22 protein-coding genes are annotated in these 25260 nt (G+C 69.0%); 8 read left to right on the top strand and 14 right to left on the bottom strand.

Annotated features, from left to right (window positions below; all coding sequences use genetic code 11):
- Positions 1-139: 139 nt before the first annotated feature.
- Positions 140-1360 (bottom strand): CaiB/BaiF CoA transferase family protein, encoded by a 1221-nt coding sequence (locus CRP50_RS20245; protein ID WP_097281011.1) that lies wholly within the window; start codon positions 1358-1360, stop codon positions 140-142.
- Positions 1361-1472: 112 nt separating this feature from the next.
- A complete protein-coding gene (locus tag CRP50_RS20240; protein WP_097281010.1) occupies positions 1473-2654 on the bottom strand; it encodes an acyl-CoA dehydrogenase in 1182 nt (393 codons plus the stop codon).
- A 171-nt stretch (positions 2655-2825) separates the two neighbouring features.
- Between CRP50_RS20240 and CRP50_RS20235 the strand changes: the two genes are divergently transcribed.
- The gene (locus CRP50_RS20235) at positions 2826-3746 is read left to right on the top strand and encodes a LysR substrate-binding domain-containing protein (protein WP_097281009.1); all 921 of its coding nucleotides are present in this window, start codon (positions 2826-2828) and stop codon (positions 3744-3746) included.
- A 351-nt stretch (positions 3747-4097) separates the two neighbouring features.
- Positions 4098-4829 (top strand): PEP-CTERM sorting domain-containing protein, encoded by a 732-nt coding sequence (locus tag CRP50_RS20230; RefSeq protein ID WP_097281008.1) that lies wholly within the window; start codon positions 4098-4100, stop codon positions 4827-4829.
- Positions 4830-4899: 70 nt separating this feature from the next.
- On the opposite strand, the gene CRP50_RS20225 is transcribed toward CRP50_RS20230, so the two are convergent.
- The 3 genes from CRP50_RS20225 to gabD form a co-directional block, all read right to left on the bottom strand.
- Positions 4900-6273: an aspartate aminotransferase family protein gene (locus CRP50_RS20225; protein ID WP_097281007.1), complete on the bottom strand. Its 1374-nt coding sequence runs from the start codon at positions 6271-6273 to the stop codon at positions 4900-4902.
- Between the two features lie 127 nt (positions 6274-6400).
- Entirely contained in the window at positions 6401-7693 is a 1293-nt protein-coding gene (gabT, locus tag CRP50_RS20220; RefSeq protein WP_097281006.1) for a 4-aminobutyrate--2-oxoglutarate transaminase, read from the bottom strand.
- 69 nt (positions 7694-7762) lie between these two features.
- Complete coding sequence (gene gabD, locus CRP50_RS20215) at positions 7763-9223, bottom strand: NADP-dependent succinate-semialdehyde dehydrogenase (RefSeq protein WP_176525277.1); 1461 nt, start codon at positions 9221-9223, stop codon at positions 7763-7765.
- A 258-nt stretch (positions 9224-9481) separates the two neighbouring features.
- Here gabD and CRP50_RS20210 point away from each other — a divergent pair, with 258 nt between their 5' ends.
- On the top strand, positions 9482-10048 hold the full coding sequence (locus CRP50_RS20210; protein ID WP_097281005.1) for a cupin domain-containing protein: 567 nt from the start codon (positions 9482-9484) through the stop codon (positions 10046-10048).
- Here CRP50_RS20210 and CRP50_RS20205 read toward each other — a convergent pair.
- The 6 genes from CRP50_RS20205 to CRP50_RS20180 form a co-directional block, all read right to left on the bottom strand.
- Positions 10043-10378: a type II toxin-antitoxin system PemK/MazF family toxin gene (locus CRP50_RS20205; RefSeq protein ID WP_097281004.1), complete on the bottom strand. Its 336-nt coding sequence runs from the start codon at positions 10376-10378 to the stop codon at positions 10043-10045. The genes CRP50_RS20210 and CRP50_RS20205 overlap by 6 nt on opposite strands.
- A complete protein-coding gene (locus CRP50_RS20200; RefSeq protein WP_097281003.1) occupies positions 10375-10584 on the bottom strand; it encodes an antitoxin MazE-like protein in 210 nt (69 codons plus the stop codon). Before CRP50_RS20200 ends, CRP50_RS20205 begins: the two co-directional genes overlap by 4 nt.
- 69 nt (positions 10585-10653) lie before the next feature.
- On the bottom strand, positions 10654-11478 hold the full coding sequence (locus CRP50_RS20195; protein WP_097281002.1) for an ABC transporter permease: 825 nt from the start codon (positions 11476-11478) through the stop codon (positions 10654-10656).
- A gap of 19 nt (positions 11479-11497) precedes the next feature.
- The gene (locus tag CRP50_RS20190) at positions 11498-12769 is read right to left on the bottom strand and encodes an ABC transporter permease (protein ID WP_097281001.1); all 1272 of its coding nucleotides are present in this window, start codon (positions 12767-12769) and stop codon (positions 11498-11500) included.
- A gap of 90 nt (positions 12770-12859) precedes the next feature.
- Entirely contained in the window at positions 12860-13912 is a 1053-nt protein-coding gene (locus CRP50_RS20185; protein WP_097281000.1) for an ABC transporter substrate-binding protein, read from the bottom strand.
- A gap of 83 nt (positions 13913-13995) precedes the next feature.
- Complete coding sequence (locus CRP50_RS20180) at positions 13996-15093, bottom strand: ABC transporter ATP-binding protein (protein WP_097280999.1); 1098 nt, start codon at positions 15091-15093, stop codon at positions 13996-13998.
- Positions 15094-15499: 406 nt separating this feature from the next.
- On the opposite strand from CRP50_RS20180, the gene CRP50_RS20175 reads away from it, so the two are divergent.
- The 3 genes from CRP50_RS20175 to CRP50_RS20165 all read left to right on the top strand — a co-directional run bounded on the left by CRP50_RS20175 (position 15500) and on the right by CRP50_RS20165 (position 18247).
- Positions 15500-16477 carry an ABC transporter substrate-binding protein gene (locus CRP50_RS20175; protein WP_097280998.1) on the top strand — a complete coding sequence of 326 codons (978 nt, stop codon included), beginning with the start codon at positions 15500-15502 and terminating at the stop codon, positions 16475-16477.
- Between the two features lie 67 nt (positions 16478-16544).
- The gene (locus CRP50_RS20170; protein ID WP_097280997.1) at positions 16545-17456 is read left to right on the top strand and encodes an ABC transporter permease; all 912 of its coding nucleotides are present in this window, start codon (positions 16545-16547) and stop codon (positions 17454-17456) included.
- Positions 17453-18247, top strand: a complete 795-nt coding sequence (locus CRP50_RS20165) for an ABC transporter ATP-binding protein (protein WP_097280996.1) — start codon at positions 17453-17455, stop codon at positions 18245-18247. Before CRP50_RS20170 ends, CRP50_RS20165 begins: the two co-directional genes overlap by 4 nt.
- Before the next feature lie 347 nt (positions 18248-18594).
- Here the strand turns inward: CRP50_RS20165 and CRP50_RS20160 are convergent, their stop codons facing one another.
- On the bottom strand, positions 18595-19251 hold the full coding sequence (locus CRP50_RS20160; protein ID WP_097280995.1) for an extensin family protein: 657 nt from the start codon (positions 19249-19251) through the stop codon (positions 18595-18597).
- 530 nt (positions 19252-19781) lie between these two features.
- Positions 19782-20888: a lipid A deacylase LpxR family protein gene (locus CRP50_RS20155; protein WP_245913575.1), complete on the bottom strand. Its 1107-nt coding sequence runs from the start codon at positions 20886-20888 to the stop codon at positions 19782-19784.
- A 166-nt stretch (positions 20889-21054) separates the two neighbouring features.
- Here CRP50_RS20155 and CRP50_RS20150 point away from each other — a divergent pair, with 166 nt between their 5' ends.
- Positions 21055-21264, top strand: coding sequence for a DUF4169 family protein (locus CRP50_RS20150; RefSeq protein ID WP_097280994.1), 210 nt, complete (start codon positions 21055-21057; stop codon positions 21262-21264).
- Positions 21265-21296: 32 nt separating this feature from the next.
- Here the strand turns inward: CRP50_RS20150 and CRP50_RS20145 are convergent, their stop codons facing one another.
- Positions 21297-22934 carry a CYTH and CHAD domain-containing protein gene (locus CRP50_RS20145; protein ID WP_097280993.1) on the bottom strand — a complete coding sequence of 546 codons (1638 nt, stop codon included), beginning with the start codon at positions 22932-22934 and terminating at the stop codon, positions 21297-21299.
- A gap of 245 nt (positions 22935-23179) precedes the next feature.
- Between CRP50_RS20145 and CRP50_RS20140 the strand changes: the two genes are divergently transcribed.
- Positions 23180-24640, top strand: coding sequence for an SPOR domain-containing protein (locus CRP50_RS20140; RefSeq protein WP_176525276.1), 1461 nt, complete (start codon positions 23180-23182; stop codon positions 24638-24640).
- The last annotated feature ends 620 nt before the right edge of the window (positions 24641-25260 follow it).

Genomic DNA, 25260 nt, shown 5'->3' with positions numbered 1-25260 from the left:
CCGAAAGTCGTAAATACAGAGAGGCAACCAGATGAACAAAAAGAAAGCGGCGTCCTCCCGGTAGGGCGGGAGGACGCCGAAGGTTTGCGCGGATCATCGCGCGGGGGGAGCCCTAGGGAGGTCTGTCAGGGCCTCGGGGTCAGACGATGCCGGCCTCGCGCAGCCGCGCCCGCTCGTCAGGCGACACGCCGAGGCCGTCCAGCACGGCGTCGGTGTCCTGGCCGAGGGTGGGCGGGGCGCGGTCGTAGGAAACCGGCGTCGCCGAGAACTTCATGGGGCTGGCCACCAGATCGACGTGGCCGGCCGTCGGGTGCGGCACGCTCACCTTCATGCCGCGATGGACCACCTGCGGGTCGGCGAAGACCTGGTCCAGGGTGTTGATGGGGCCGCAGGGCACGCCGGCCGCTTCCAGGCTGTCGAGCCAGAAGGCCGAGGGCTTGCCGCGGATGGTCTCCGACAGCAGCGGCACCAGGGTGTCGCGGTTCTGCACGCGGCCGCGGTTGGTGGTGTAGCGGGCGTCCTGCGCCAGTTCCGGGCGGCCGGCGACCTCGCAGAAGCGGGCGAACTGGCCGTCGTTGCCGACCGCGAGGATGATGTAGCCGTCGGCCGTCGGGAAGGCCTGGTAGGGCACGATGTTCGGGTGGGCGTTGCCGAGCCGCTTCGGGATCATGCCGCCGGCCAGGTAGTTCATGGCCTGGTTGGCGAGCGTCGCCACCTGGACGTCGAGCAGCGCCATGTCGATGTGCTGGCCCTCGCCGGTGCGCTCCTTGTGCGTCAGCGCCGCGAGGATGGCCGAGGTGGCGTACATGCCGGTGAAGATGTCGGTGATGGCGACGCCGACCTTCATGGGCTCGCCGCCGGGGGCGCCGTCGGGCGCGCCGGTCAGGCTCATGAGCCCGCCCATGCCCTGGATCATGAAGTCGTAGCCGGCGCGGTGGGCGTAAGGCCCGTCCTGGCCGAAGCCGGTGATGGAGCAATAGACCAGCGCCGGGTTCACCGCCTTCAGCGCGGCGTAGTCGAGGCCGTACTTCTTCAGACCGCCGACCTTGAAGTTCTCGATCACCACGTCGCACTCGGCGGCCAGCTTGCGCACCAGCTCCTGCCCCTCGGGACGGGTGAAGTCGATGGTCACGGAGCGCTTGCCGCGGTTGGCCGACAGGTAATAGGCGGCCTCGGAGGTGTCGTCGCCGGCCTCGTTCTTGAGGAACGGCGGGCCCCAGCCGCGGGTGTCGTCGCCGGCGCCGGGACGCTCCACCTTGACGACCTCGGCGCCCAGGTCGGCGAGCATCTGACCGGCCCAGGGTCCGGCGAGGACACGGCTCAGGTCGAGAACGCGGACGTGGGACAGCGGGCCGGTCATGGCGCGGGGATCTCCGGGACTGGCGGAAGGGGAGTAAACGCGGCGGGGCGACCCGTGGGAAGCCGGGCAGGGTTGGGCCGCCCCGCCGCGTTTCGCAGGCGCTTCTTCGGCGTTAGCCGGTGAAGGCCTGCAGTCCGGTCTGGGCGCGGCCCAGGATGAGGGCGTGGACGTCGTGCGTGCCCTCGTAGGTGTTCACGGTTTCCAGGTTGATCATGTGACGGATGACCTGGAACTCGAGGCTGATGCCGTTGCCGCCGTGCATGTCGCGGGCCATGCGGGCGATATCCAGCGCCTTGCCGCAGTTGTTGCGCTTGATGAGCGAGATCATCTCCGGCGCCCAGTTGCCCTCGTCGATCAGGCGGCCGACGCGCAGGCAGGCCTGCAGGCCGAGCGCGATTTCCGTCTGCATGTTGGCGAGCTTGAGCTGGATGATCTGGTTGTTGGCCAGCGGGCGGCCGAACTGCTTGCGGTCCAGCGTGTACTGGCGGGCGCGGTGCCAGCAGTCTTCCGCCGCACCCATGGTGCCCCAGGCGATGCCGTAACGGGCCTTGTTGAGGCAGCCGAACGGGCCGCCGAGGCCGCTGGTGTTGGGCAGCAGGTTCTCTTCCGGCACGAAGCACTCGTCGAGCACGATCTCGCCGGTGATGGAGGCGCGCAAGGACGCCTTCTGGGTGATCTTCGGCGCCGAGAAGCCCTTGAAGCCGGCCTCGACGATGAAGCCCTTGATCTTGCCTTCGTGGGCGTCCGTCTTGGCCCACACGATGGCGATGTCGGAGATCGGGCTGTTGGTGATCCACATCTTGGAGCCCGACAGCAGGTAGCCGCCGTCGACCTTCTTGGCGCGGGTCTTCATGCTGCCCGGGTCGGAACCGGCGTCCGGCTCGGTCAGGCCGAAGCAGCCGACCATCTCGCCGGTGGCGAGCTTGGGCAGGTACTTCTTCTTCTGCTCTTCGCTGCCGTAGGCATAGATCGGGTGCATGACCAGCGACGACTGCACCGACATGGCCGAGCGGTAGCCGCTGTCGACGCGCTCGACCTCGCGGGCGATCAGGCCGTAGGCGACGTGGCTGACGCCCGAGCAGCCGTACTCTTCCGGAATGGTCGGGCCGAGCAGGCCGAGTTCGCCCATCTCGGTCATGATCTCGCGGTCGAAGCGCTCGTCCTCGAAGGCGCTGGTGACGCGCGGCTGCAGCTTCTCCTGGCAGTAGGCATAGGCGCTGTCGCGCACCATGCGCTCTTCATCGGTCAGCTGCTGGTCGAGGAGGAACGGGTCTTCCCACGTGAACGGCGTCATGGCTCCGGCTTCTCCGAACGGATGTCTGTGTCCTGGGTCCGAGGATGGCGCGGCCGGGCAGGGGGATCAAAGACGGAGTTGCGATGCGAGTCATAGGGGAAAGTTATGGCTCGCTTGTCGGGGTGAAGGAATCGGGATAGGTTCGCCAGGTCACCAGGACGGGACGCGCCCATGGATCTCCGCCAGCTCCGCTATTTCCTCGCCATCTGCGACGAGGGTGCCTTCACCCGCGCGGCGGAGCGCCTGCGGGTGGCGCAGCCGGCCCTGTCGGCGCACGTCAAGGCGCTGGAGGAGGAACTGGGCGTCGAGCTGCTGCTGCGCACCGCCCGCGGCGTGGTGCCGACCGAGCAGGGCGCGCGCCTCGCCGCCCATGCCCGCCGCATCCTGGCCGAGGTGGAGACCCTGCGCGACGACATCCGCGGGGCGGAGGCGGCGCCGTCGGGGCCGGTGGCGGTGGGCATCCCGACGTCGCTCGGCATGGTGCTGACGGTGCCGCTGGCGCTGGCGGTGCGGCGGGCACTGCCCGACGTGACCCTGCGCATCGCCGAGGGCCTGTCCGGTCATACGCTGGAATGGCTGCGGGCGGGGCAACTCGACCTCGCCATCGTGTTCGACGTGGACAACCCGCAGCGCCTGACCCTGACTCCGCTGGCGCACGAAGACCTGTGGGTGATCGGCCCGAGCGGCGACCCGCTGCTCTCCGCCGCCGGCCCGCGCGGCCTGGCCTTCGCCGAGGCGGCGGCCCTGCCGCTCATCCTTACCGGCCCGCCGCACGGCCTGCGCGGCGAGGTGGAGCGCACGGCCCGGGCGACCGGCGCCGGGCTCAACGTGATTCTGGAACTGGACGCGCTGGAGCACATCAAGGCGCTGGTCGAGGGCGGCGCCGGCTACACCATCCTGTCGCGCCGGGTGGCGGCGCGGGAACTGGACGAGGGGCGGCTCGCCGGGGCGGTCATCACCGCGCCGACCATCGAGCGCACCATCCAGCTCGCCCACCCGGCCGACCGGCCGCTGTCCATCGCCGCGGCGGCGGTGCGCGGGCTGCTGTTCGACATCGTCGACGACCTGACGCGCGACGGCCGCTGGCGGTAAGGGGTACCTCGGGCGGACGAGTCGCCGGTTCTGACACTCTCCCGCCGGCTGCCGACGCGCCCGACCTTCCGTCCTGGTTGCTTCGGTGCCGGTGCCATGGGGTGCCGCGCGACGAAAGGGCGATGATCGTTCGGCCAAAGGCTCACGCCGGCGGGGGCAGGCTCCCCCCCGGCCGCGCGGCGACCCTGTCGTCGCCGGTTACAGTGCGGGCGGCGGCGCTTCTCCGACGTTCCCGGATATGCGGGGAAATGCTTGCGCTCCCAGCCGGCGGTGGCTCTGGCACGACCGTTGCTGTCTACCGGTGCGAACCCGTGCAGATGACCTGCGGGTACATCAGGGAGACGCACAGAAATGCGCACCATGACCTCGGCAGCCGTCCTGGGGGGACTGCTCGCCTCCATGCTGCCGTTCGCGGCGGCGGAGGCGGCGTTCGTCGACGGCTCGCTCTACTGCGACGGCGGCGGCTCCGCCTCCGTCTCCACCAGCCAGCTGAACATCGACGTCGGGGCGGGGGCCGCCGACGCCAGCGACTGCTACGGGGCCTTCGGGGTGAAGGAGGCCAAGACGACCCTCGGCACCAACAGCGAGATGGACGTGCTGCGCGCCCTGTGGGGCGACCATTTGATCGATGTCGGCAAATGGAACGGCAGTGACGTCGTGCTGAACGTCGACCTCGGCGGCCTCGTCATCACCGGCATCCAGACCACCGGCACCGGCTGGAGCATCAGCTGGGTCGCCAACCCCGCCGACACCCTGCCGGCCAACGTCACCCTCGCCGTCATCCTGAAGGCGGGATCGGCGCAGACCGGCGGAAACCCCAACCGGGTCGGCGCGCAGAACGGCGAGACGACGGCGGATGCCGGAAGCTGGCTGTTCGACAGCCTCTACACCCCCTTCGGCTCCACCGGCGGCAGCGGCACCTTCGCCATCGGCTGGACCAACGGCGGCGGCCAGACCCCCACCCTGTCGCACCTGACGCTGGCGGCCTTCCTGGCCCCGCTGCAGGTGCCGGAGCCGGGAACGGTGGCCCTGCTCGCCGGCGGCCTCCTCGGCCTCGGCGCCCTGCGGCGGCGACGGGGTTGACGCTGGAACGGAAAACGCCCCGCGGGATCGATCCCGCGGGGCGTTTTGCTCGGTCGGTGCCGGCGGCGGATTAGGCGGGGGCGCCGATTTCTTCCGTCACCGTGTTCAGGGCGCGCTCGAAGCGGTCGAACATCTCGTCCACCTCGGCCTCGCTGATGACCAGCGGCGGCGAGAAGGCGACGATGTCGCCGGCCATGGCGCGCAGGATGACGCCGTTGGCCTGGGCGTGGTTGACGACGCGCGGACCGACCGCCTGCGACGGATCGAAGTTGGCCTTGGTCGCCTTGTCGGCCACCAGCTCGACAGCGCCGATGAGGCCGACGCCGCGCGCCTCGCCCACCAGGGGGTGATCGGCCAGGCGGCGCAGGCGGGCCTGCATGCGCGGGCCGACGGTGCCGACGTGGCCCAGGATGTCGCGCTCGGCGTAGATCGCCAGCGTCTCGTTGGCGACGGCGGCCGCCACCGGGTGGGCGCTGTACGTATACCCATGGCCGAACGAGCCGATCTTGCCCGTCTCGCCGCGGATGCCCTGGTAGACCTTCTCGTTGATGAGCACGGCCGAGATGGGCAGGTAGGCCGACGACAGGGCCTTGGCCATGGTCATGATGTCGGGCTCGAGGCCGAAGGTCTCGCTGCCGAACATCTTGCCGGTGCGCCCGAAGCCGCAGATCACCTCGTCGGCGACGAACAGGATGTCGTGCTTCTTCAGGATCGGCTGGATCTTGGCGAAGTAGGTCTTCGGCGGCACGATGACGCCGCCGGCGCCCATGACCGGCTCGGCGAAGAAGGCGGCGATGGTTTCCGGCCCCTCACGCTCGATCAGCGCTTCCAGGTCGGCGGCCATGCGGTCGGCGAAGGCGTCCTCGGTCTCGCCCGCCTCGCCGTAGCGGTAGTGGTGCGGGCAGGAGGTGTGCAGGATGCGGTCGATGGGCAGATCGAAGCTGCGGTGGTTCAGCGGCAGGCCCGTCAGGCTGGCGGCGGCGACGGTGACGCCGTGATAGCCGCGCAGGCGGGCGATGATCTTCTTCTTCTCCGGCTTCCCGATGGCGTTGTGGTAGTACCAGATCATCTTCACGGCGGTGTCGTTGGCTTCCGACCCGCTGTTGCAGAAGAAGGCCTTCGACATGGGCACCGGCGCCATCTGCACCAGGGTTTCCGACAGGCGGATACCCGGCTCGTGCGCCTTGTGGTTGAACATGTGGAAGAACGGCAGCGCCTCCATCTGGCGCTTGGCGGCGTCCACCAGGCGCGGCTCGTCGAAGCCGAGCGAGGTGCACCACAGGCCGGCCATGCCCTCGATGTAGTCCTTGCCGGCGTCGTCGTAGACGCGCACGCCCTTGCCGCGCACGGCGACCATGGGGCCCGACTGCTCGTGGGCGACGGCGTTGGTATAGGGGTGCAGCGCGTAGGCGATGTCGGCGTCGCGCAGGCTGTTGGACGTCATGGGGCGAAACCTCGGGAAACGACGGTTGCGGAAGGGGGCGCTCGATAAGGTGGCGGCCCGGCTTCGGGGAGGAAAACCGGGCCGCCGTCCCTGGGGGAGGGTGCAGGGATCGTGGTTCGCCGGCGGATCAGGCGGCGGCCGCGAGTTCCTCCAGGGTGGACTCGATGATGTCCATGCCTTCCTTGACGAGCGCATCGGACGCGGTCAGCGGCACCAGGAAGCGGATGACGTTGGCGCGCGTGCCGCAGGCCAGCAGGATCAGGCCCTTCTTGGCGACGGCCTGGACCAGCGCCTTGGTCAGGTCGGCGGCCGGGGCGCGGGTGTCGCGGTCGGTGACCAGCTCCATGGCGACCATGGCGCCGAGGCCGCGGATGTCGCCGATGCACGACAGGCTGTTCTTCTGCGCCATCGCCTTCAGGCGGTCGGTCATCAGGGTGCCGATCTCGTTGGCACGGGCGACCAGGCCCTCTTCCTCGATGACGTCCAGCACGGCGAGGCCGGCGGCGCAGGCCAGCGGGCTGCCGGCGTAGGTGCCGCCGAGGCCGCCGGGATTGGCGCCGTCCATGATCTCGGCCTTGCCGGTCACGGCGGACAGCGGGAAGCCGCCGGCGAGCGACTTGGCCATGGTCATCATGTCGGGCTCGACGCCGCTGTGCTCGATGGCGAACATCTTGCCGGTGCGGGCGAAGCCGGTCTGGATCTCGTCGACGATGAGCAGGATGCCGTGCTCGTCACAGATCTTGCGCAGGGCCTGCAGCCACTCGGCCGGGGCCACGTTGAAGCCGCCCTCGCCCTGCACGGGCTCGAGGATCATGGCGGCGACGCGGGCCGGGTCGACGTCGGACTTGAACAGGGTGTCGAGGTACTTGAGCGAGTCTTCCACCGAGACGCCGTGGTAGGCGTTCGGGAAGGGCGCGTGGAAGACCTCGGCCGGCATGGGGCCGAAGCCGGCCTTGTAGGGCATCACCTTGCCCGTCAGCGCCATGCCCATCATGGTGCGGCCGTGGAAGGCGCCCGAGAAGGCGACGACGGCGGAGCGCTTGGTGTAGGCGCGGGCGATCTTCACCGCGTTCTCCACCGCCTCGGCGCCGGTGGTGAGGAACAGGGTCTTCTTGGGCGAGTTGCCCGGGACCAGCGCGTTCAGCTTCTCGGCCAGCACCACGTAGCTCTCGTAGGGCGTCACCTGGAAGCAGGTGTGGCTGAACTTGTCGAGCTGGCCGGCGACGGCGGCCTTCACCTTCGGGTGCATGTGGCCGGTGTTCAGCACGGCGATGCCGCCGGCGAAGTCGATGTAGCGCTTGCCCTCGACGTCCCAGATCTCGGCATTCTCGGCCCGCTCGGTGAAGACGGGCAGCATGGTGGCGACGCCGCGCGGAATGGCGGACTCGCGCCGGGCGGCAAGTTCGGTATTGGCGGTCATGTCGAATACGCTCCGAATGAACGGTTGAGTCTTATGGAAGCTGGTGGAAGTGCGTGAGCCTGCCCGGCTTTACTTGATCCCACCCAGGCACATGTACTTGATCTCGGTGAAGTCATCGACGCCGTACTTGGAGCCCTCGCGGCCGATGCCGGATTCCTTGATGCCGCCGAAGGGCGCGACTTCCGTCGAGATGATGCCTTCGTTGATGCCGAGGATGCCGTACTCCAGCGCCTCCGACACGCGCCAGATGCGGCCGATGTCGCGGGCGTAGAAGTAGGCGGCGAGGCCGTACTGGGTGTCGTTGGCCATGGCGATGGCCTCGTCCTCGGTGTCGAACTTGAACAGCGGGGCGACGGGGCCGAAGATCTCTTCCGAGAACAGCTCCATGTCCTTGGACACGTTGGTCAGGATGGTCGGCTCGTAGAAGTTGGAGCCGGCCGCGTGGCGCTTGCCGCCGATCTCGACCTTGGCGCCCTTTGAGACGGCTTCCTGCACCAGGCGCTCGACCTTGGCGATGCCCTTCTCGTTGATGAGCGGGCCGGTGGTGACGCCTTCCTCGAAGCCCGAACCGACCTTCATCTTGCGCACGGCGTCGGCCAGCTTGGCGGCGAAGGCGTCGTAGACGCTCGCCTGCACCAGGATGCGGTTGGCGCAGACGCAGGTCTGGCCGGCGTTGCGGTACTTGGACATCATGGCGCCGGCGACGGCGGCGTCCAGGTCGGCATCGTCGAACACGATGAAGGGCGCGTTGCCGCCGAGTTCCAGGCTCACCTTCTTCACGGTGCCGGCGCACTGCTCCATGAGCAGCTTGCCGACGCCGGTGGAACCGGTGAAGGACAGCTTGCGCACGATGGGGTTGGACGTCATCTCGCCGCCCACTTCCTTGGCATTGGACGTGGTGACGATGTTGAACACGCCCGCCGGAATGCCGGCGCGCTCGGCCAGTTCAGCCAGCGCGAGGGCCGACAGCGGCGTGTCTTCGCCCGGCTTGATCACGGCGGTGCAGCCGGCGGCCAGCGCCGGGGCGACCTTGCGGGTGATCATGGCGTTGGGGAAGTTCCACGGCGTGATGGCCGCGACGACGCCGATGGGCTGCTTGATCACCAGGATGCGCTTGTCGGCGCCGTGGCTCGGGATGACGTCGCCGTAGATGCGCTTGCCTTCCTCGGCGAACCACTCGATGAACGAGGCGCCGTAGGCCACTTCGCCGCGCGCTTCGGCCAGGGGCTTGCCCTGCTCGGCCGTCATCAGCTTCGCCAGGTCTTCCTGGGCGGCCATGATCAGCTCGTACCACTTGCGCAGGATGTTGGCGCGTTCCTTGGCGGTCTTGGCGCGCCAGGCGGGCAGGGCACGGTCGGCGGCCTCGATGGCGCGGCGGGTTTCGGCGGCGCCCATGTCGGGAACCTGGGCGAGTTCCTTGCCGTCGGCCGGGTTGGTGACGGCGAAGGACTTGCCGCTGTCGGCGCCGGCCCAGGCGCCGTCGATGTAGGCCTTGTCGCGCAGGAGCTTGGCGTCGGTGAGCTGCACCATCGTGTTCATGCCTCCTTGGTCTGGTTGGGGGGACGCAGCGGTTCCGGCCCCGCAGGAGCCCGACCTCGTGCCGCATCCGGCCTTTGCTGGCGTGGTATCGAGGCTACCACGTTTAAAAAAATAAACAACGCATCCGGGGCCGTTCCGTCACGGTCCATTCACGCCGAATCCCGGGGCTCCACTGTCACTTTCGGTCTGGCAGCCCGGCGTCTGTCAGTTTAAAATATTTGACGAACAAGAAACGGGAGGACTGGGGACATGGATTTCGACGTGGGCGCCCGCCTGCGTGCCATCCGGGAACAGAACGGCCTGTCGCAGCGCCAGCTCGCCCAGCGGGCGGGCGTGACCAACGGCACCATTTCGCTCATCGAGCAGAACCGCAACAGTCCCTCCGTGGCCTCCCTGCGCAAGGTGCTGCAGGGCATTCCGATGTCGCTGGCGGAGTTCTTCTCGACCGAGATGCCGCCGCGCGAAAAGATCGTCTTCAAGCCGTCGGATCTGGTGCAGCTGACCACGGAAATCGGCAAGGCCGGCAAGGGCCGGGTGCTCTACCGCCAGGTCGGCGACCTGCGCAACCGCACGCTCCAGATCCTCCACGAAACCTACGAACCGGGCGCCGACACCGGCCGCACCATGCTGCAACACGCCAGCGAGGAAGGCGGCATCGTCATCTCCGGCCGCTTCGAACTGACGGTGGGCGACCAGAAGGACATCCTGGAACCCGGCGACAGCTACCTGTTCGACAGCCGCCAGCCCCATCGCTTCCGCAATCCCTTCGACGAGCCCTGCGTCATCATCTCCGCCTGCACGCCGCCGTACCTATGAGGCGGCGGCGAGGCCGAGGAAGGTCGCCAGCGCCCCGTCGAGGGCGGCGATCTGGTCGCCGCGCAACTGCCCGATGACGCCGCCGATGTTCCGCCTGGGGATGGCGTAGATCTTGTCGACCATGGCGTAGGAGACCTGCTGCAGGCCGCTCGCCTCGCCGGGGGCGAACGACGGGCGGAACAGCGGCGCGTCCACGTCGTGGGTCGTCAGTGGGCAGACGACGATAGACTCCGTCCCGCCGAACTCCTCCGCCTGAACCACCACGGCAGGTCGCGGCTTACGGCTGTAGGGGCCGGACCCGGCGACGAGGACGATGGCGCCGCGCTTCACTCGTCGGCTCCGAAATCGCCCGTTTCCTCCATGAAGCGGGTGATGTCGTCTTCGTCGGGTGACCGGGCCGCGTTGCGCGACTGCCGCTCGGCTTCAGCGGCGTAGTCGGGTGACTGGCGATCCGGCACCCACAGGACGACGGGACGCAGGCCCTTGCTGCGCTTTTCCTCTTCTTCCTGCGGTGTCGGCTTCCAGTCGTGTCCCATCGCATCGGCTCCTGCGGGCGGGTTTCCCCTAATCTAGAGCACCCCGCCCGCGGGAACAACGTGATGGCCTCAGCCCTTGATGCCGCGCAGGCGCTCGCCGCGGCGGCGCAGGGCTTCCAGGCTCGCCAGCAGGGCCACCGACAGGAGCGTCAGGATGGTGGCGACCGCCGTGATGGTCGGGCTGATGTTCTCGCGGATGCCCGAGAACATCTCGCGCGGCAGGGTGCGCTGCTCCGGCCCGGCGACGAACAGCACCACCACCACCTCGTCGAAGCTGGTGGCGAAGGCGAACAGGGCGCCCGAGGCCAGGCCCGGCAGGATCAGCGGCAGGATGACGCGGAAGAACACCGTCGTGCCGTTGGCCCCCAGGCTGGCGGCGGCGCGGGCGAGGTTCATGTCGAAGCCCTGCAGCGTCGCCGTCACGGTGATGACGACGAAGGGCGTCGCCAGCGCCGTATGCGCCAGGATCAGGCCGAGATAGCTGGCGGTCAGGCCGAGCGGGGCGAAGAAGAAGTAGAAGCCCACCGCCGTGATGACCAGCGGCACGATCATCGGCGACAGCAGCAGGCCCATGATGAGCCCCTTGCCGCGGAAGCTCGCCCGCACCAGCCCGAGGGAGGCCAGCGTGCCCAGCGTCGTCGCCAGCAGCGTCGAGGCGATGCCGACGATGAAGCTGTTCTTCAGCGACCGCATCCAGACCTCGGAGGTGAAGAACTCCTCATACCACTGCGTGGAGAAGCCTTGCAGCGGATAGGTCAGGAACTGGCCGCCATTGAAGCTGAGCGGCATGATGGCGAGGATCGGCGCCATCAGGAAGAAGAACACGAGGCCGGAACTGATCCACAGGGTCCAGGTCCAGAACTTTTCGCTGGCGGTCCGGGTGTGCGTCGACATGGCGTTTTCCTTCCCGTCCTCAGCCCATGCGGATGTTGTCGGCGCCGACGAGGCGGTTGTAGACGGTGTAGAGGATCAGGGTGGCGACCAGCAGCACCGCGCCGAGCGCCGAGGCCATGCCCCAGTTCACCGTGTCCGACGTGTAGAAGGCGATGAAGTAGCTGATCATCTGGTCGGCCGCACCGCCCACCAGGGCCGGCGTGATGTAGTAGCCGATGGAGATGATGAAGACGAGCAGGGCGCCGGCCGAAATGCCGGGCAGCGTCTGCGGCAGGTAGACGCGCACGAAGGCGGTCACCGGCGGCGCGCCGAGCGAGGTGGCGGCCTTCAGGTACACCGGCTTGATGCCCTTCATCACCGAATAGAGCGGCAGGATCATGAACGGCAGCAGGATGTGCACCATGGCGATGTAGACGCCGATGCGGTTGTAGATCATGCGGATCGGCTCGTCGATCACGCCCACGAAGCGCAGCGTGTCGTTGATGAGGCCCTGTTCCTGCAGCAGCACCACCCAGGCGGCGGTGCGCACCAGCAGCGAGGTCCAGAACGGCAGCAGCACCATGATCATCAGCAGGTTGGCCTGCTTGGGCGGCAGGTTGGCGAGCAGATAGGCCACCGGAAAGCCCATGATCAGGCAGATCAGCGTCACCATCGTCGAGATGACGAAGGTCCGGGTGAAGATGGTCAGGTAGACCGATTCCTGCTCCGGCGCGCTGACGATCTCGCCGCTCGCGGTCTTTTCCATGTCGACGGCGCTGAGCAGGAAGAACGACGTGAAGGGGCCGCTGGCGCGGTCGATGGCGCCGAAGGTCTCGATCTCGCCCCAGGCGGGGTCGATGTCGATGAGCGTCTGCTTCCAGCTTTCGGCCGTTTCGGGCAGGCGGCGCGCCGTGCCCATGACGAAGGTGCGCGCACCGTTGGCGTCGTAGTTCAGGCGCCGGGCGGCGGTGGCGATGGTGCGCTCCTCGCGGCTCTGGCGCATGTCTTCGGCCAGCGCGGCGTAGACCGCTTCCGGCGGCAGGGCCGTGCGGTCCTGCCACTGGTCGATGGCGGCGGTGGTGCGCGGCCAGACCTCGGACAGTTCCGTGTCGTGGACGCTGCGCAGCATCATGTCGCCGATCGGCACCACGAAGGTGATGAGGAGGAAGGCGAGCAGCGGTGCGATCAGACCGAAGGCCTTGAGCTGCTTCATGCGTTCGGCGCGGCGCAGCTTCGCCTTGAGGGCGGAGCGCTCGGCGCGGTCGGCCGGCGGGGTCCCCGCGGCCTGCGAAAGGGCGATGTCGGAAGGCATGGGCGCTCTTCTTCCGGTAAGTCGTGAACCGTCGGGGCGGCGGCCCGGCACCGCCGCCCCGCCCGGGCAATCAGGCTTCGCGCAGGCGCCTTACTGGGTGGCGGCCCACTTGTTGAAGCGCTCGGTCAGGCGGTCGACGTTCTCCAGCCAGAAGGCGTCGGAGATCTGCACCGCGTTGGCCATGTTGGCGTCGTAGGTCGGCAGATCCTTGGCGCGCTCTTCCGGCACGGCCTTGATCGCTTCCTTGTTGGTGACGCCGTAGGCGATGGCCATGGGCAGCTGCTTCTGGGTCGCCGGCTGGCCGACGAAGTTGAGGAACTTGTAGGCCTGCTCGGTGTTCGGCGAACCGGCCAGGATCACCCAGCTGTCGACGGTGTAGAGAGCGCCGTCCCACTGGATGCCGAAGTTGCGGTTGTCCTGCTTGTTGGCGGCGTCGATGCGGCCGTTGTAGACGGACGTCATCACCACTTCGCCGGAGGCGAGCAGCTGCGGCGGCTGGGCGCCGGCCTTCCAGAAGATCAGGTCGTCGCGAATGGTGTCGAGCTTCTTGAAGGCGCGCTCGACGCCCTCGTCGGTGCGCAGCACGTCGTAGACCTCGGCCGGCTTCACGCCGTCGGCGATCAGGGCGATCTCGAGGGTGGTCTTCGGGCCCTGGCGCAGGGCGCGCTTGCCGGGGTACTTCTCGGTGTTGAAGAAGTCGGCCCAGCCGTCGGGGGCGTCGGACAGCTTGTCCTTGTCGTAGCCGAGCACGAAGTCGTACACGATGGCGCCGACGCCGCAGTCGTGGGTCGCGGCCTTGAGGTAGGCGTCACGGCCGCCGATCTTCGACCAGTCGAGCACCTCGTAGAGGCCTTCCTCGCAGCCGAGCTCCAGCTCTTCGCTCTCCACCTGCACCACGTCCCAGGTGGCGGCGCCGCCCTGGACCTTGGCGCGCAGCACGCCGATGCCGCCGTCCCACGACTCGTCGATCATGGGAACGCCGGTTTCCTTGGTGAACGGCCCGAAGTAGATGCCCTTCTGGGCTTCCTGGTAGGCGCCGCCCCACGACACTACGGTCAGGTCGCGGGCCTGTGCGGCGCCGGCGGCGGTGGCGACGACCGCGGCCGCGGCGGCGGAAATGATCGCCTTCCTCACGATGCTCATTATCGAACTCTCCCTGCTGATTGGTGACGCGGTCCTCCCTGCACACCGGCCGCGCGGGGGCGGGCCGGGTACCGGTCGCTGCGTCAGGCGACCGGGTCGAGCGCCAGGCAGTTCTCGGCGGCGAAGCTGACGAACATTTCCTCGCCCGGGCGCGGAACCGCGCGGCCGGCGCGGAAGCGCATCTTCACCGTGAACTCGTCGTTGCCGGCCACCTGCATGCGCACGCGCATGTGGTCGCCGAGGTAGATGGTCTCCCGCACGCGGGCGGGCAGGCGGTTCGGGTGGTCGGGGCCGACGCCCTCGATGTCCACCTTCTCCGGGCGGAACGACAGGCTGGTGCGGGCGCCGACGCCGCCGACGTTCACCGAGCGGGCGGTGATCTGCTCGCCCGAGTCCAGTCGCACCGAGCAGAACGCCCCGTCGATGCTCTCGACGGCTCCGTTCAGGATGTTGTTCTCGCCGATGAAGTGGGCGACGAAGCTGTTCTGCGGATTTTCGTACAGGTCCGAGGGCGAGGCCAGCTGCTGGATGATGCCGTCGTTGAACACCGCGATGCGGTCCGACATGGTCAGCGCTTCCGACTGGTCGTGGGTGACGTAGACCACCGTCACGCCCAGGCTCTCGTGGATGTGCTTGATCTCGATCTGCATGTGCTCGCGCAGCTGCTTGTCGAGCGCGCCGAGCGGCTCGTCCATGAGCACCAGCTGCGGTTCGAACACCAGCGCGCGGGCCAGCGCCACGCGCTGCTGCTGGCCGCCCGACAGCTGCGCCGGGCGGCGGCTGCCGAGCCCCGCCAGCTTGACCATGTCGAGGGCCTTGCGGGCGCGTTCCACCTGCTCGGACTTGTTCACCTTGCGCACCGACAGGGGGAAGGCGACGTTCTCTTCCACCGTCATGTGGGGGAACAGGGCATAGTTCTGGAACACCATGCCGATGTCGCGCTTGTGCGGCGGGGTGTTCTTCAGCGAGCGGCCGCCCAGCTTGATGTCGCCGTGGGTCGGGACCTCGAAGCCCGCCAGCATCATGAGCGAGGTGGTCTTGCCCGAGCCCGACGGGCCGAGCATGGTGAGGAACTCGCCCTTGCTGATTTCGAGGTTGAGGTCTTTGACCACGAGGGTTTCCCCGTCGTAGGTCTTCTGCACCCCTTCGAAGGCCACCAGGGGGGCTTGCGTGCCTGACATCGTGCCGTCCCGTTTCTGCGTTCGTTAGTCGTGGAGCCGTGCCCGCCGCCCCGGCGGGTGCCACCCGGCCCATGCATTTGCAGCATGGCAGCGTTTAAATTTTTCGACAACTCCTTTTGTGCGTAAATTTCGTGCGCAGGCACCTTGCCATGCGCATATGCACAAAACGCGGGCATCGCGGCGTAACGCTTGTGCAATGGGCTTAAAATATTAGACGGCGACGAGGCGTCGGGGTCACACGCCGCGCGCGCGGATGTGGCGCTGGTGCGGCGCCGTCCATGCGGCTTGGCGCAGCGGTTTCGGACCACGGGCGATGCGGCCTTCCCAGCCTTGACGGGGGGCGGCTTTCCGCGCATCGTGCCGTTTTTCCGACCGCCCCAACTTCCCCCCAAGGAGGGTCCGCAAGGTGCTTCTGAAACCGTTGCGCGTCGCGGCAGCCGCCGCCGTGGTCGGCCTGTCGCTGCTCACCCCGCAGGCGCAGGCCGCCGACACCAAGTCCGTCAAGATCACCGCCATCGTCGAGCATCCGGCGCTCGATGCCGTGCGCAAGGGCGTGATCGAGGAACTGGCCGCGCAAGGCTTCAAGGAAGGGGAGAACCTGGAGGTCGAGTTCCAGTCGGCCCAGGGCGACGTCGGCATCGCCGGCCAGATCGCCAAGAAGTTCGTCGGCGATTCGCCCGACGCCATCGTCGCCATCGCGACTCCGTCGGCCCAGGCGGCGGTGGCGGCGGCGCGTGGGCGCATTCCGGTGGTATTCTCGGCCGTCACCGATCCGGTCGGCGCCAAGCTCATCCAGGAAGAGGGCAAGTCCACCGCCACTGTCACCGGCGTGTCCGACCTGACGCCCGTCGCCAAGCACCTCGCCCTGGTGCAGGAGATCGTGCCCGGCGCCAAGACCATCGGCATCGTCCACAATCCGGGCGAGGCCAACGCCGTCGTGCTGGTCGACCTCGCCAAGAAGGCGGCGCCCGACCTCGGCCTCGAGGTGATCGTCGCCTCGGCGCCCACCTCGGGCGACGTGCTGCAGGCGACCCGCTCGCTGGTCGGCAAGGCCGACGCCGTCTACATCCCGACCGACAACACCGTCATCTCCGCCCTGGAAGCGGTGCTGAAGGTCGGCGAGGAAGCCAAGCTGCCGGTCTTCGCCGGCGATACCGACAGCGTCAACCGCGGTGCCGCCGCCGCAGCCGGCTTCGACTACTACGACGTCGGCCGCCAGACCGGCGCCCAGGTCGCCAAGATCCTGCAGGGCACCAAGCCGGCCGACATCCCGGTGGAAGGCGTCGAGACCATGAAGCTCGCGGTCAACCCGGCCGCGGCGGCGCGCATGGGCGTCACCCTGCCGCAGCCGCTGGTGGACCGCGCCGAAACCGTCGTGAAGTAATTCGAGTCGTCCTCCGGCGCGGGGCCGTCCGCCGGGCGGCCCCGCAGCCTTTTCGGGGAATCCTCCCGTGTCGCTCATCGCATTCCTCGGCGCCATCGAGATCGGCCTGCTGTTCGGCCTGGTGGCGCTGGGCGTCTATATCTCCTTCCGCATCCTCAACTTCCCCGACCTGACCGTCGACGGCTCCTTGCCGCTCGGCGCCGGCGTCGCCGCCATGCTCATCGTGGCGGGGGTGAACCCCTATCTGGCGACGCTGGCAGCCTTCTTCGCCGGCTGCTGCGCCGGACTGATCACCGCCTGGCTGAACGTGCGGCTGAAGATCCTTCACCTGCTCGCGTCCATCCTGACCATGATCGCGCTGTTCTCCATAAACCTGCGCGTCATGGGCAAGCCGAACATCGCACTGCTCGGCGAGCCGACGGTCTTCACGCCGTTCGAGGACCTGGGCCTGCCGTTCTACTGGGTGAACCCCATCGTCCTGCTGGTGGTGGTGGTCGCGGCCAAGCTGCTGCTCGACCGCTTCCTGCTGTCGGAGACCGGCCTCGCCATGCGGGCGACCGGCGCCAACCAGCGCATGGCGCGCGCCCAGGGCATCGATACGGGGCGCATGACGCTGCTCGGCATCGCGCTGTCCAACGGCATGGTGGCCTTCGCCGGGGCGCTGTTCGCCCAGCTGCAGGGCGGGGCCGACATCACCATGGGCGTCGGCGTCATCGTCATCGGCCTCGCCGCCGTCATCCTGGGCGAGGCGGTCATGTCGGTGCGCACCATCGTGCTGGCGACGCTGGCCTGCATCCTCGGCTCCATCGTCTACCGCCTGATGGTGGCCGTGGCGCTCAACGCCGACATTCTCGGCCTGCAGGCGCAGGATCTCAAGCTCATCACCGCGGTGCTGGTGGTGGTGGCCATGACCCTGCCGGGCATGCGCCGCAAGTTCGCCCTGAAGAAGATCGCCGCCGGCGGGGGAGTGCGCAAATGATCGACGCCAGCGGCCTGCACATCCGCTTCAACCCCGGCACGCCCATCGAGAACCACGCCCTGCGCGGGCTGTCGCTGTCGATCCCGCAGGGGCAGTTCGTGACGGTCATCGGCTCCAACGGCGCCGGCAAGTCGACCTTCCTCAACATCCTGTCGGGCGAGCTGATCCCCGACGAGGGCACGGTGGTCATCGACGGCCAGGACGTCACCTCCTGGCCGACCGCCCGCCGCGCCGGCCTCTGCGCCCGCGTCTTCCAGGACCCCATGGCGGGCACCTGCGAGGGCCTGTCCATCGAGGAAAATCTGGCGCTGGCCGCCGCCCGCGGCCATCGCCGGGGCCTGCGCGCCGCCGTGCGCAACGAGCTGCGGGACGAGTTCCGCGAGCGCATCTCGGTGCTCGGCCTCGGGCTCGAGAACCGCCTGTCGGACAAGATGGGCCTGCTGTCGGGCGGCCAGCGCCAGGCGGTGAGCCTCGTCATGGCGACGCTCAACCCCATGAAGATCCTGCTGCTCGACGAGCATACGGCGGCGCTCGACCCCAAGACGGCGGCCTTCGTCATGGAACTGACGGACCGCATCGTCGGCGAGAAGCAGCTGACCACGCTGATGGTCACCCACTCCATGCGCCAGGCGCTGGACCACGGCCACCGCACGATCATGCTGCACGGCGGCGACGTGGTGCTCGACGTCCAGGGCGAGGAACGCCGCGGCATGAAGGTGGAGGACCTGCTCCACATGTTCGAGAAGGTGCGCGGCGAGGAAGTGGACGACGACAGCCTGATTCTGGGGTGAGGGTGGGTGGGCGAGGGCGAGGGCGCGCCATTTCGCCCCGACCTCTCCCACCTTGTCATGCCCGGCCGCCGAGCCGGGGCTCCGCGGCATCCACTGCGCCGGCCGCCCCGGGGGCATTCTCCACGACTCCCGTCGGGGGCGCCGTGGATGGCCGGATCAAGTCCGGCCATGACAATTTCCGACGTTCTATCAACCACTTGTCATGCCCGGCCACCGAGCCGGGCATCCGCGGCGTGCACGGCGCCGGCCGCCGCGGGGACAGTCTCCACGACGCCCGTCCGAGGCGCCGCCGATGGCCGGATCGACTCCGGCCATGACCAATCATCTCATCATACCAACAGCTTGCCTCACCCCTGGCACAGCTTCCACGGGCCCACGTCCAGGTGGAGGTGGTCGGCGTGGTCGGCGTCGGCGTTGGGGCTGAGGACCACCTGGAAGACGCCGCAGGCCCCCTTGCTCGCCTGCCGCAGGAAGTCTCCGAGCGGGCCGCGGTCGTTCCAGTTCTGCTTCACTCGCGCGATGCGGCCGTCGGCGAACTCGAAGGCCATGATGTCGATGGCGCGGCCGTAGGCGTGTTCCGACAGGCGGGAGCGGTTGGAGGTGCGGCCGCGGCAGACATAGCCGCCGGCGTGGTGCACCTTCACCAGCGCGCTACCCATCACCCGCTGCGCCAGCGGCTGCAGCACCTGCGTGTCGTAGGCGAGCAGCGCCTGCGCCAGACCGCAGCTCACTTCCACCGGACGGTTGAAGGGAACGGTCTGCGTCTCATAGAGCGAGATGGCGGTCGAAATGCCGCAGCCGTCGCCCTTGGCGGTATCGGGGATGCGGTTGAAGGCGACGTTGGCGCTCACCAGCCCGACGATGCACATGGGGCCGTCGGTCGGCATGCCGCTCACCTGGGCCGGCGGCGGCGGCGGCGGCGCGGTCTTGGGGCCGGCGCAGGCGGCCAGCGCGAGGGCCAGCCCGACGGCGAGCAGCGGAAGCGTGCGATGCGCGGCGGCCATGCGCCTTCTTCCCGGTCCAGTGCGAGGGTTCCGACCGGTTGTACGGCATCGGGCGAGTCGCGTCCAGGCGCAGCTGTCCGGGCCGCGTGAGGCGCGGGCCGCAGGACAGAGAAAACGGGGGAGGAAAGGGGTGGGCCGCCGGGTTGGGGGGCCCGGCGGCCCGAACGATCGGCAGAGGGCATTGGGGAAAAGGGGGGTGCCCTTGGGGTTTGCCGATCGAAGCGCGAATTCCTCTACGACGCCGTCCAGTGGTTGGCGCCGGTGAGCCTCCGGGGGTTTTGAAGCGCAAGAAACCCCGTCCACTCGCCTGAAACCCTGCAAGATCGACGGGAACTTCGCAAGCGGGAAAAAGCGGCAGGTTGCCGCACCCCCGACGGTATTCTCCTCATAGGCGCTGCTCTACCGCCCCCGGAAGAGCTGGCTCCACTATATCCACGCCCGCGCTTCCTTACCATAGCGAAATTTACCGTTGCGCGAAAAGCCGTGGCCTTTTCGCGCGACCGGAAAGAGCAACGGCAGGCGGCGGGGCCTCAGAAGCGGAAGGAGACGCTGAAGGCGCCGAAGGTGTCGCCGCTGTCCTGCCCCTCGAACCGCTCGGTGCGGTAGACGTGGGTATAGGCCAGGCGCACGCCGTCGATGGTGACCGCGAGACCCGCCTGGATCTCGCCCACCAGCCACTTCTTCTCCACGCTGGCGCTGTCGCGGAAGGTGTTGCCGTCGAGGAAGATGTCGCGCAACACCAGCCGACCGTCGACACCGGCGAAGAGGTACCAGCCGAAGTCGGTGTCGGGCACGAAGAAGTCCGAGCCCGGCAGGCTCGGGCGGATGCGCGGCGGGCCGTAGTCGGCCGGCAGGTCCTGGCCGATGCGGAACATGAGGCCGCCGTTGCCGTAGACGAAGGCGTTGCCGACCGCGCCGCCGGCGTGCGGCGTCACGTCGGCCTGCAAGCCGACGTAGCGGCTTTCCCACATGGCGCGCCACGCCCGTTCGTAGGCCAGGTTGACGATGGGCTCGTTGTGCAGCTGGTTGTCCCAGCCGGCGGGATCGCGGGTATCGATGAGGTCGTGGACGAATTCCTGCGTGTCGTCGGCCTGCGACGCCGGGCCGACGACGCCGAGCGTCAGCTCCAGGGTGTCGAGCCGGCGGCCGGAGTCGTTGATGATGCCGATGGTGCCGTAGGTGAAGCCGGCCCACGGGTGATCGTCGGGCTGCGGCGCCTTTATTTCGATGTCCTTCGGCGTGTACATGCTCTGGCCGATGGCATAGGAGACGCGCACGTTGCCGTCGTCGGCGAACAGCGGCAGGGCTCGGGCGGCGTTCTCCAGCCACTGCGGCACCGCGTCCTCCGGCGACAGGTAGGCGAGGCGGAAGCCGTTGGTGTAATGGCGGTCGGTGCCGGTGAAGACGTCGTTCTCCACCTGCACGCTGAGGATCGCCTTGTCGTCCTTCACCACGCGCGGCGCCAGCGGCACCTCCTCGGCCGGCGGCGGCGCCGTCTCGGCGGCGGCCACGGGCGGATCGAAGTACACCGGCGTATCGGCGGCGGGGGCGTCCTGCGCGGCGGCGGGGGCGGGAAGAACGGCGACCGAGGCGGCGGCGACGGCCGCCGCGGCGGCGATGGGGAACGTGCGGATCACGCCGGGGGAACTCCTGGCCGGGAAGGGTGGAAACGAGTCGGGTCGCACCATAACGTTTTCACCCTGCCGGTGGATGGTGTCATCTTGATGACGCGGCAGGCTTGTCCTGGCGACGGCGCCCGCTACATGGTACGGCACACGGCCGAACGTGCGGGAGGGTCCGGGCATGGCGGAGATCATCAACCTGCGCGAGGCGCGCAAGCGCAAGGCGCGGGCCGAGAAGGAAAAGCAGGCGGCCGACAACCGCATCCGTTTCGGCCGCACCAAGGCCGAGCGCCGCCTGGGCGACCTGGAAAAGTCCCGCACCGACCGCGACCTGGACGGCAAGCGCCTGGCTGACGACCCGCCCGAGGACGACGGCGCCGGCTCGCGCTGACGCCGGTCGCCCGCGCATCGGCGGGTGCCGGATCAGCCCTGCGCCGCAGCGGCCTCGCGGGCGGCCGCACGGGCCGCCTGTTCCGCCGCCTTGTCGGCCTTGGCGGCCGCCTTGTCGGGCGTCGGCCAGAACGGCTTGACCGAGCCGAAGGCCTTCCACCGCTCGCGCGCGCCCTCCAGCAGATGCGTCTCGCGCGCCCCGTGCCAGCCGGCCACCAGCCCGGCGGCCCACATCTCGCGCCGATCCTCGGCCTTGGCGACGGCGTCGTGCAACTGGTCGTGGGCGACGGCGATGTCGTTCAGGGTGCCGAGCTCCTCCTGCAGGCCCTTCAGCGCCTTCACGAAGGTCTTCGTCTTCTTGTCCGACCACAGGTCGCCGAAGAACTCGGCGGCATAGCGCAGCTTCTTGATGCGCACCCGCAGGCGGTGGCGTGCCGGGGCGTCGAGCCCGGCGAAGCGCTTGCCCTTCTTGAGCACGCCGGCGTGCGCGGTCGCGAGGATCTCCGCCGCCCGTCCGCCCACCGGCCGGTCGAGCCGCTCCGCCAGGTCGGGATCGACCGGGTGCAGCCACGCGCCGCCCTCGATCCAACTGCCGATCTCCAGCATCAGCGCCGTGAAGCGCCGGCTCTCCACGGCGGCGACGGCCTTGGCGTAGTGGCGGTCGCGCCGCTTGTCGAAGCGGCCGATCAGGGCCTTCAGGCCGTCCTCGTCGGAGTGGGCATGCCGCACCGGCTCCAGGATCTCGGCGATGAAGACGTCGGTGTCGCGGGCCGGGCCCAACTCGTCGGTCAGCCATTTCAGGCCGGCCTTCAATTCGTCGGTGGCCGGGCTCCCGACTTCGGCCTTGAACACCGACAGGGCGCTGCGGAGGCGGCGCAGGGCGACGCGCATCTGGTGCACGGCCTCCGGTTCGCGACGGTCGCGCAGCGCGGGTTCGTTCTCCAGCAGGTGGCGCTGGCAGCTGCGGCAGATGGTCTGGATGGCGTCGCGCAGGGGCATGTGCGCCGTGACCGTCGGCTCCGGCGCCTTGACCGCGTCCTTCGCCAATCCGCCGAGCAGGGCGTAGCCGCGTTCCGACTTAGACCGCGTGGACAGCCGCACCGGCGCCACGTCGTGCAGGGCGCGGGCGATCTCGAACAGGTGGGAGGGATCGCCGCGCACCAGCTCCAGCTCCACCTCGCTGATGGGGCGGCTGCCGCGGTCGGTGGAGACGGCGCCGCGGTCGAAGGTCATGGCGACCTCCCACGTGCCGTTGCCCAGGGTATAGGTGGTGCGCTTGAACTCGGTGACGAACAGCGGCTTCAGTTCCTCCATCACGCCGGGGCGGGCGAACAGGGTCTGCAGGCCGGTCGCCATGATCGCCTGCGCGTCGGGCGAATCGCCGACGATGTCGTGTTCCCACTCCTTGCGGGCGAACAGGCCGGCGCCGCCGTCACCGCGCGACTTGACGTTCTGGATGCGCCGCTGCCCGGCGTGGCGCACCCGCAGGCTGGCGCCGCCGTCGAACAACAGGAAATCGGGGGTGTCGAAGTAGACGGACTTGAGCGGCCGGGTCTGGGCGCGGCCGCGGCGCGTCGCCTTGACCACCCCGGCGCGGCGCAGACGATCCATGTCCTCGGGCGCGACCTCGAGCTTGAGCTCGATCTCGGTATTGTCGTCCATGATGGACATGCACGGTCCCTCCTGTCCTGGCGTCCGCGACCAAGGTAGCAACCGACGCGGCCATCACAACCGTTTCGACGCGGGTGCCGGGAAAGCCTACATCGACCATGGGATGGGACAAGCCGTCTTTTCCGCAACGCCGCCGTCTTGCCAGCGCAAGGCGGGACCGGTACGGTTACCCCACCTTCGGCCGAGGCCGTGCCCCGCGCGGGCCGTCCGGCAGGCCGACTCGGCAGGGCTGTGGGGGATCGCGCGTGAGGTCTGTGAAGCAGGGACTGCTGCCGCTGGTGGTCGCGGCGGCGCTCGCCGGATGCGCTCCGGCCGGGGGCGGCGGGCTCGACGGCCTGATGGCCCCGCGCGTGTCGCACAGCGACCTGGCCTATGCCGCCCTGGCCCGCGGCGACCTGCGGCAGGCCGTCACCCAGGCCGATCTGGCGCTGGCCGAGGATCCCGACGATCCGCACGCGCTGCTCGCCCGCGGCGTCGCGCTGCGCTCCGGCGCCGGCAGCGAGGCCGAGGCCGCCGCCATCTTCCGCCGTCTGACGGAGTCCGAGCGGGCGCGCGACGCGGTGGTGTCCGGCGGGCCGTGGAGCGGCATGGCGACCACCACGGTCGCGGCCCTCGCCGGCCGCCAGCTCGACGCCATGAACATGGCCACGGCGCGTCCCGCCGGCCTGACGCCGCCGCCGGGCACGGTCATGGCCGCCGCCGCGCCGACCGCGGCGGGCGAGGTGTCCTCCCTCCCGGCGCGCACCGAGCCGCCGCTGTCGGGGATCGAGCTTCTCAATGCCGCCCAGCGGTTCCTCGTGCTGCGCCGGCTGCGCGACGAGGGGATGATCACCGACGGCGAATACGGCGGTCGCCGCGCCGCCAACATCGGTGCCCTGCTGCCCTACAGCAGCCAGACGCCGCCCGCTCCGGGTCTCGGGCGGCCGGTGCCGACCGCCGAGCAGGTCATGGCCCGGCTGGACGCCCTGCGGGAGTCGCTGACGGGCGGATCGCTGCGGCCGGAGGAGCACTTCGCAGAGCGCGAGTCCATCCTCGACGCCCTGCTGCCGGCCGATCCCAAGACCCGCATGGCGCCGCCGAGCCCGCCCACCAGCCTGGCCGATGCGGCCGAACGGGCCGATGCGCTGCAGCGCCTGCGCGACATGGGCGCCATCAGCAAGGACGAATACGGCCGCGAGCGCGCCGCCCTGGAGAAGGCCGCCGGCCGCCTCATGACGCGCGCCGACGGGGCGGGCACCGTGCTGGTGCCGAAGCCGACCGGTAAGGGGAGTTCCGGCAAGAAGCCGGCCGCTCCGGCCAAGCCCGCCGTTCCCGCCGCGCCACCCAAGACCGATGCCGAGGCTCTGGCCGCCGCCGCCGCGCGCGGCGGGGATCCGAGCCGCATGGTGGGCCGCGGTCCGGTCGTGGCGGAAGCACCGGCGGCGCCGGCCCCGGCTCGGCCGCCCGGCTCGCCGGTGGTGCTGCATCTGGCGTCCTACAAGAGCAAGGAAGCGGCCGAGGCCGGCTGGGCCGCCCTGCGCGGCAAGTTCTCCTCGGTGCTCGGCGCGTTGTCGCCGCGGTACGACGAGGTGAATCTCGGGACCGGGCAGGGGACCTATTGGCGCCTCAACGCCGGGCCGCTGTCGGATTCGGCGGCGGCGCAGCGCCTGTGTGACCGTCTGGCGGCGCAGGGGCAGTATTGCCGTACGGCCTTCGCCGAGGGGTGATCGGCCACGCGCCGATTTTTCCCTTGCAGGGCCGGGCGTCGTTCGATAAGGTCCGTCTTCTTGCAGCGGGGTTCTCCGCTGCAGGCCTCCGGAACCTTCGGCTTTGCTCCGCGACCTGATGTCAGGTGCGGGCCGATGGCGTCTCCGGATCCGGTGGCTTCGGTCGCTGCGGTCCGGCGGTGAAAAAACCGGTTGACAGGGTTCGGTTGGTTGAGTAGAAACCGGCCCCTCGCTGCGAGGCGGAGATGACCTCCAAGGCGCTGCGGAAGAAGAGAAAAAAGAGGTTGACAACGACTTCTCGCTTCTCTAAATAACGGCCTCCCCGGCGGGCCGGGCGGTTCTGAAAGGGCCGCGGAACACGGGGACGGAATTCTGGAGCTTCTGGCTCCCTGCTCTTTGACATCGTGAACGAACGGAAGGGATGCGCAGGCGGCGGTTCGGCCTAATGGGATCGAACAGAATGCCAGCGCATCTTGGGAAGCACCCGATCGAAGTCCTTCGGGACGGAGATCAGGATGTGACGCAAAGCGTTTTGCAAGAATGTTCCGATCCGTCAAGATCAACATGAGAGTTTGATCCTGGCTCAGAACGAACGCTGGCGGCAGGCCTAACACATGCAA

This window comes from Caenispirillum bisanense, assembly GCF_900230255.1.
GTDB classification, from domain to species: domain Bacteria; phylum Pseudomonadota; class Alphaproteobacteria; order Rhodospirillales; family Rhodospirillaceae; genus Caenispirillum; species Caenispirillum bisanense_A.
The sequence above is the reverse complement of the archived record's forward strand: the minus strand, read 5'-3'. Positions and strand labels throughout refer to the sequence as shown.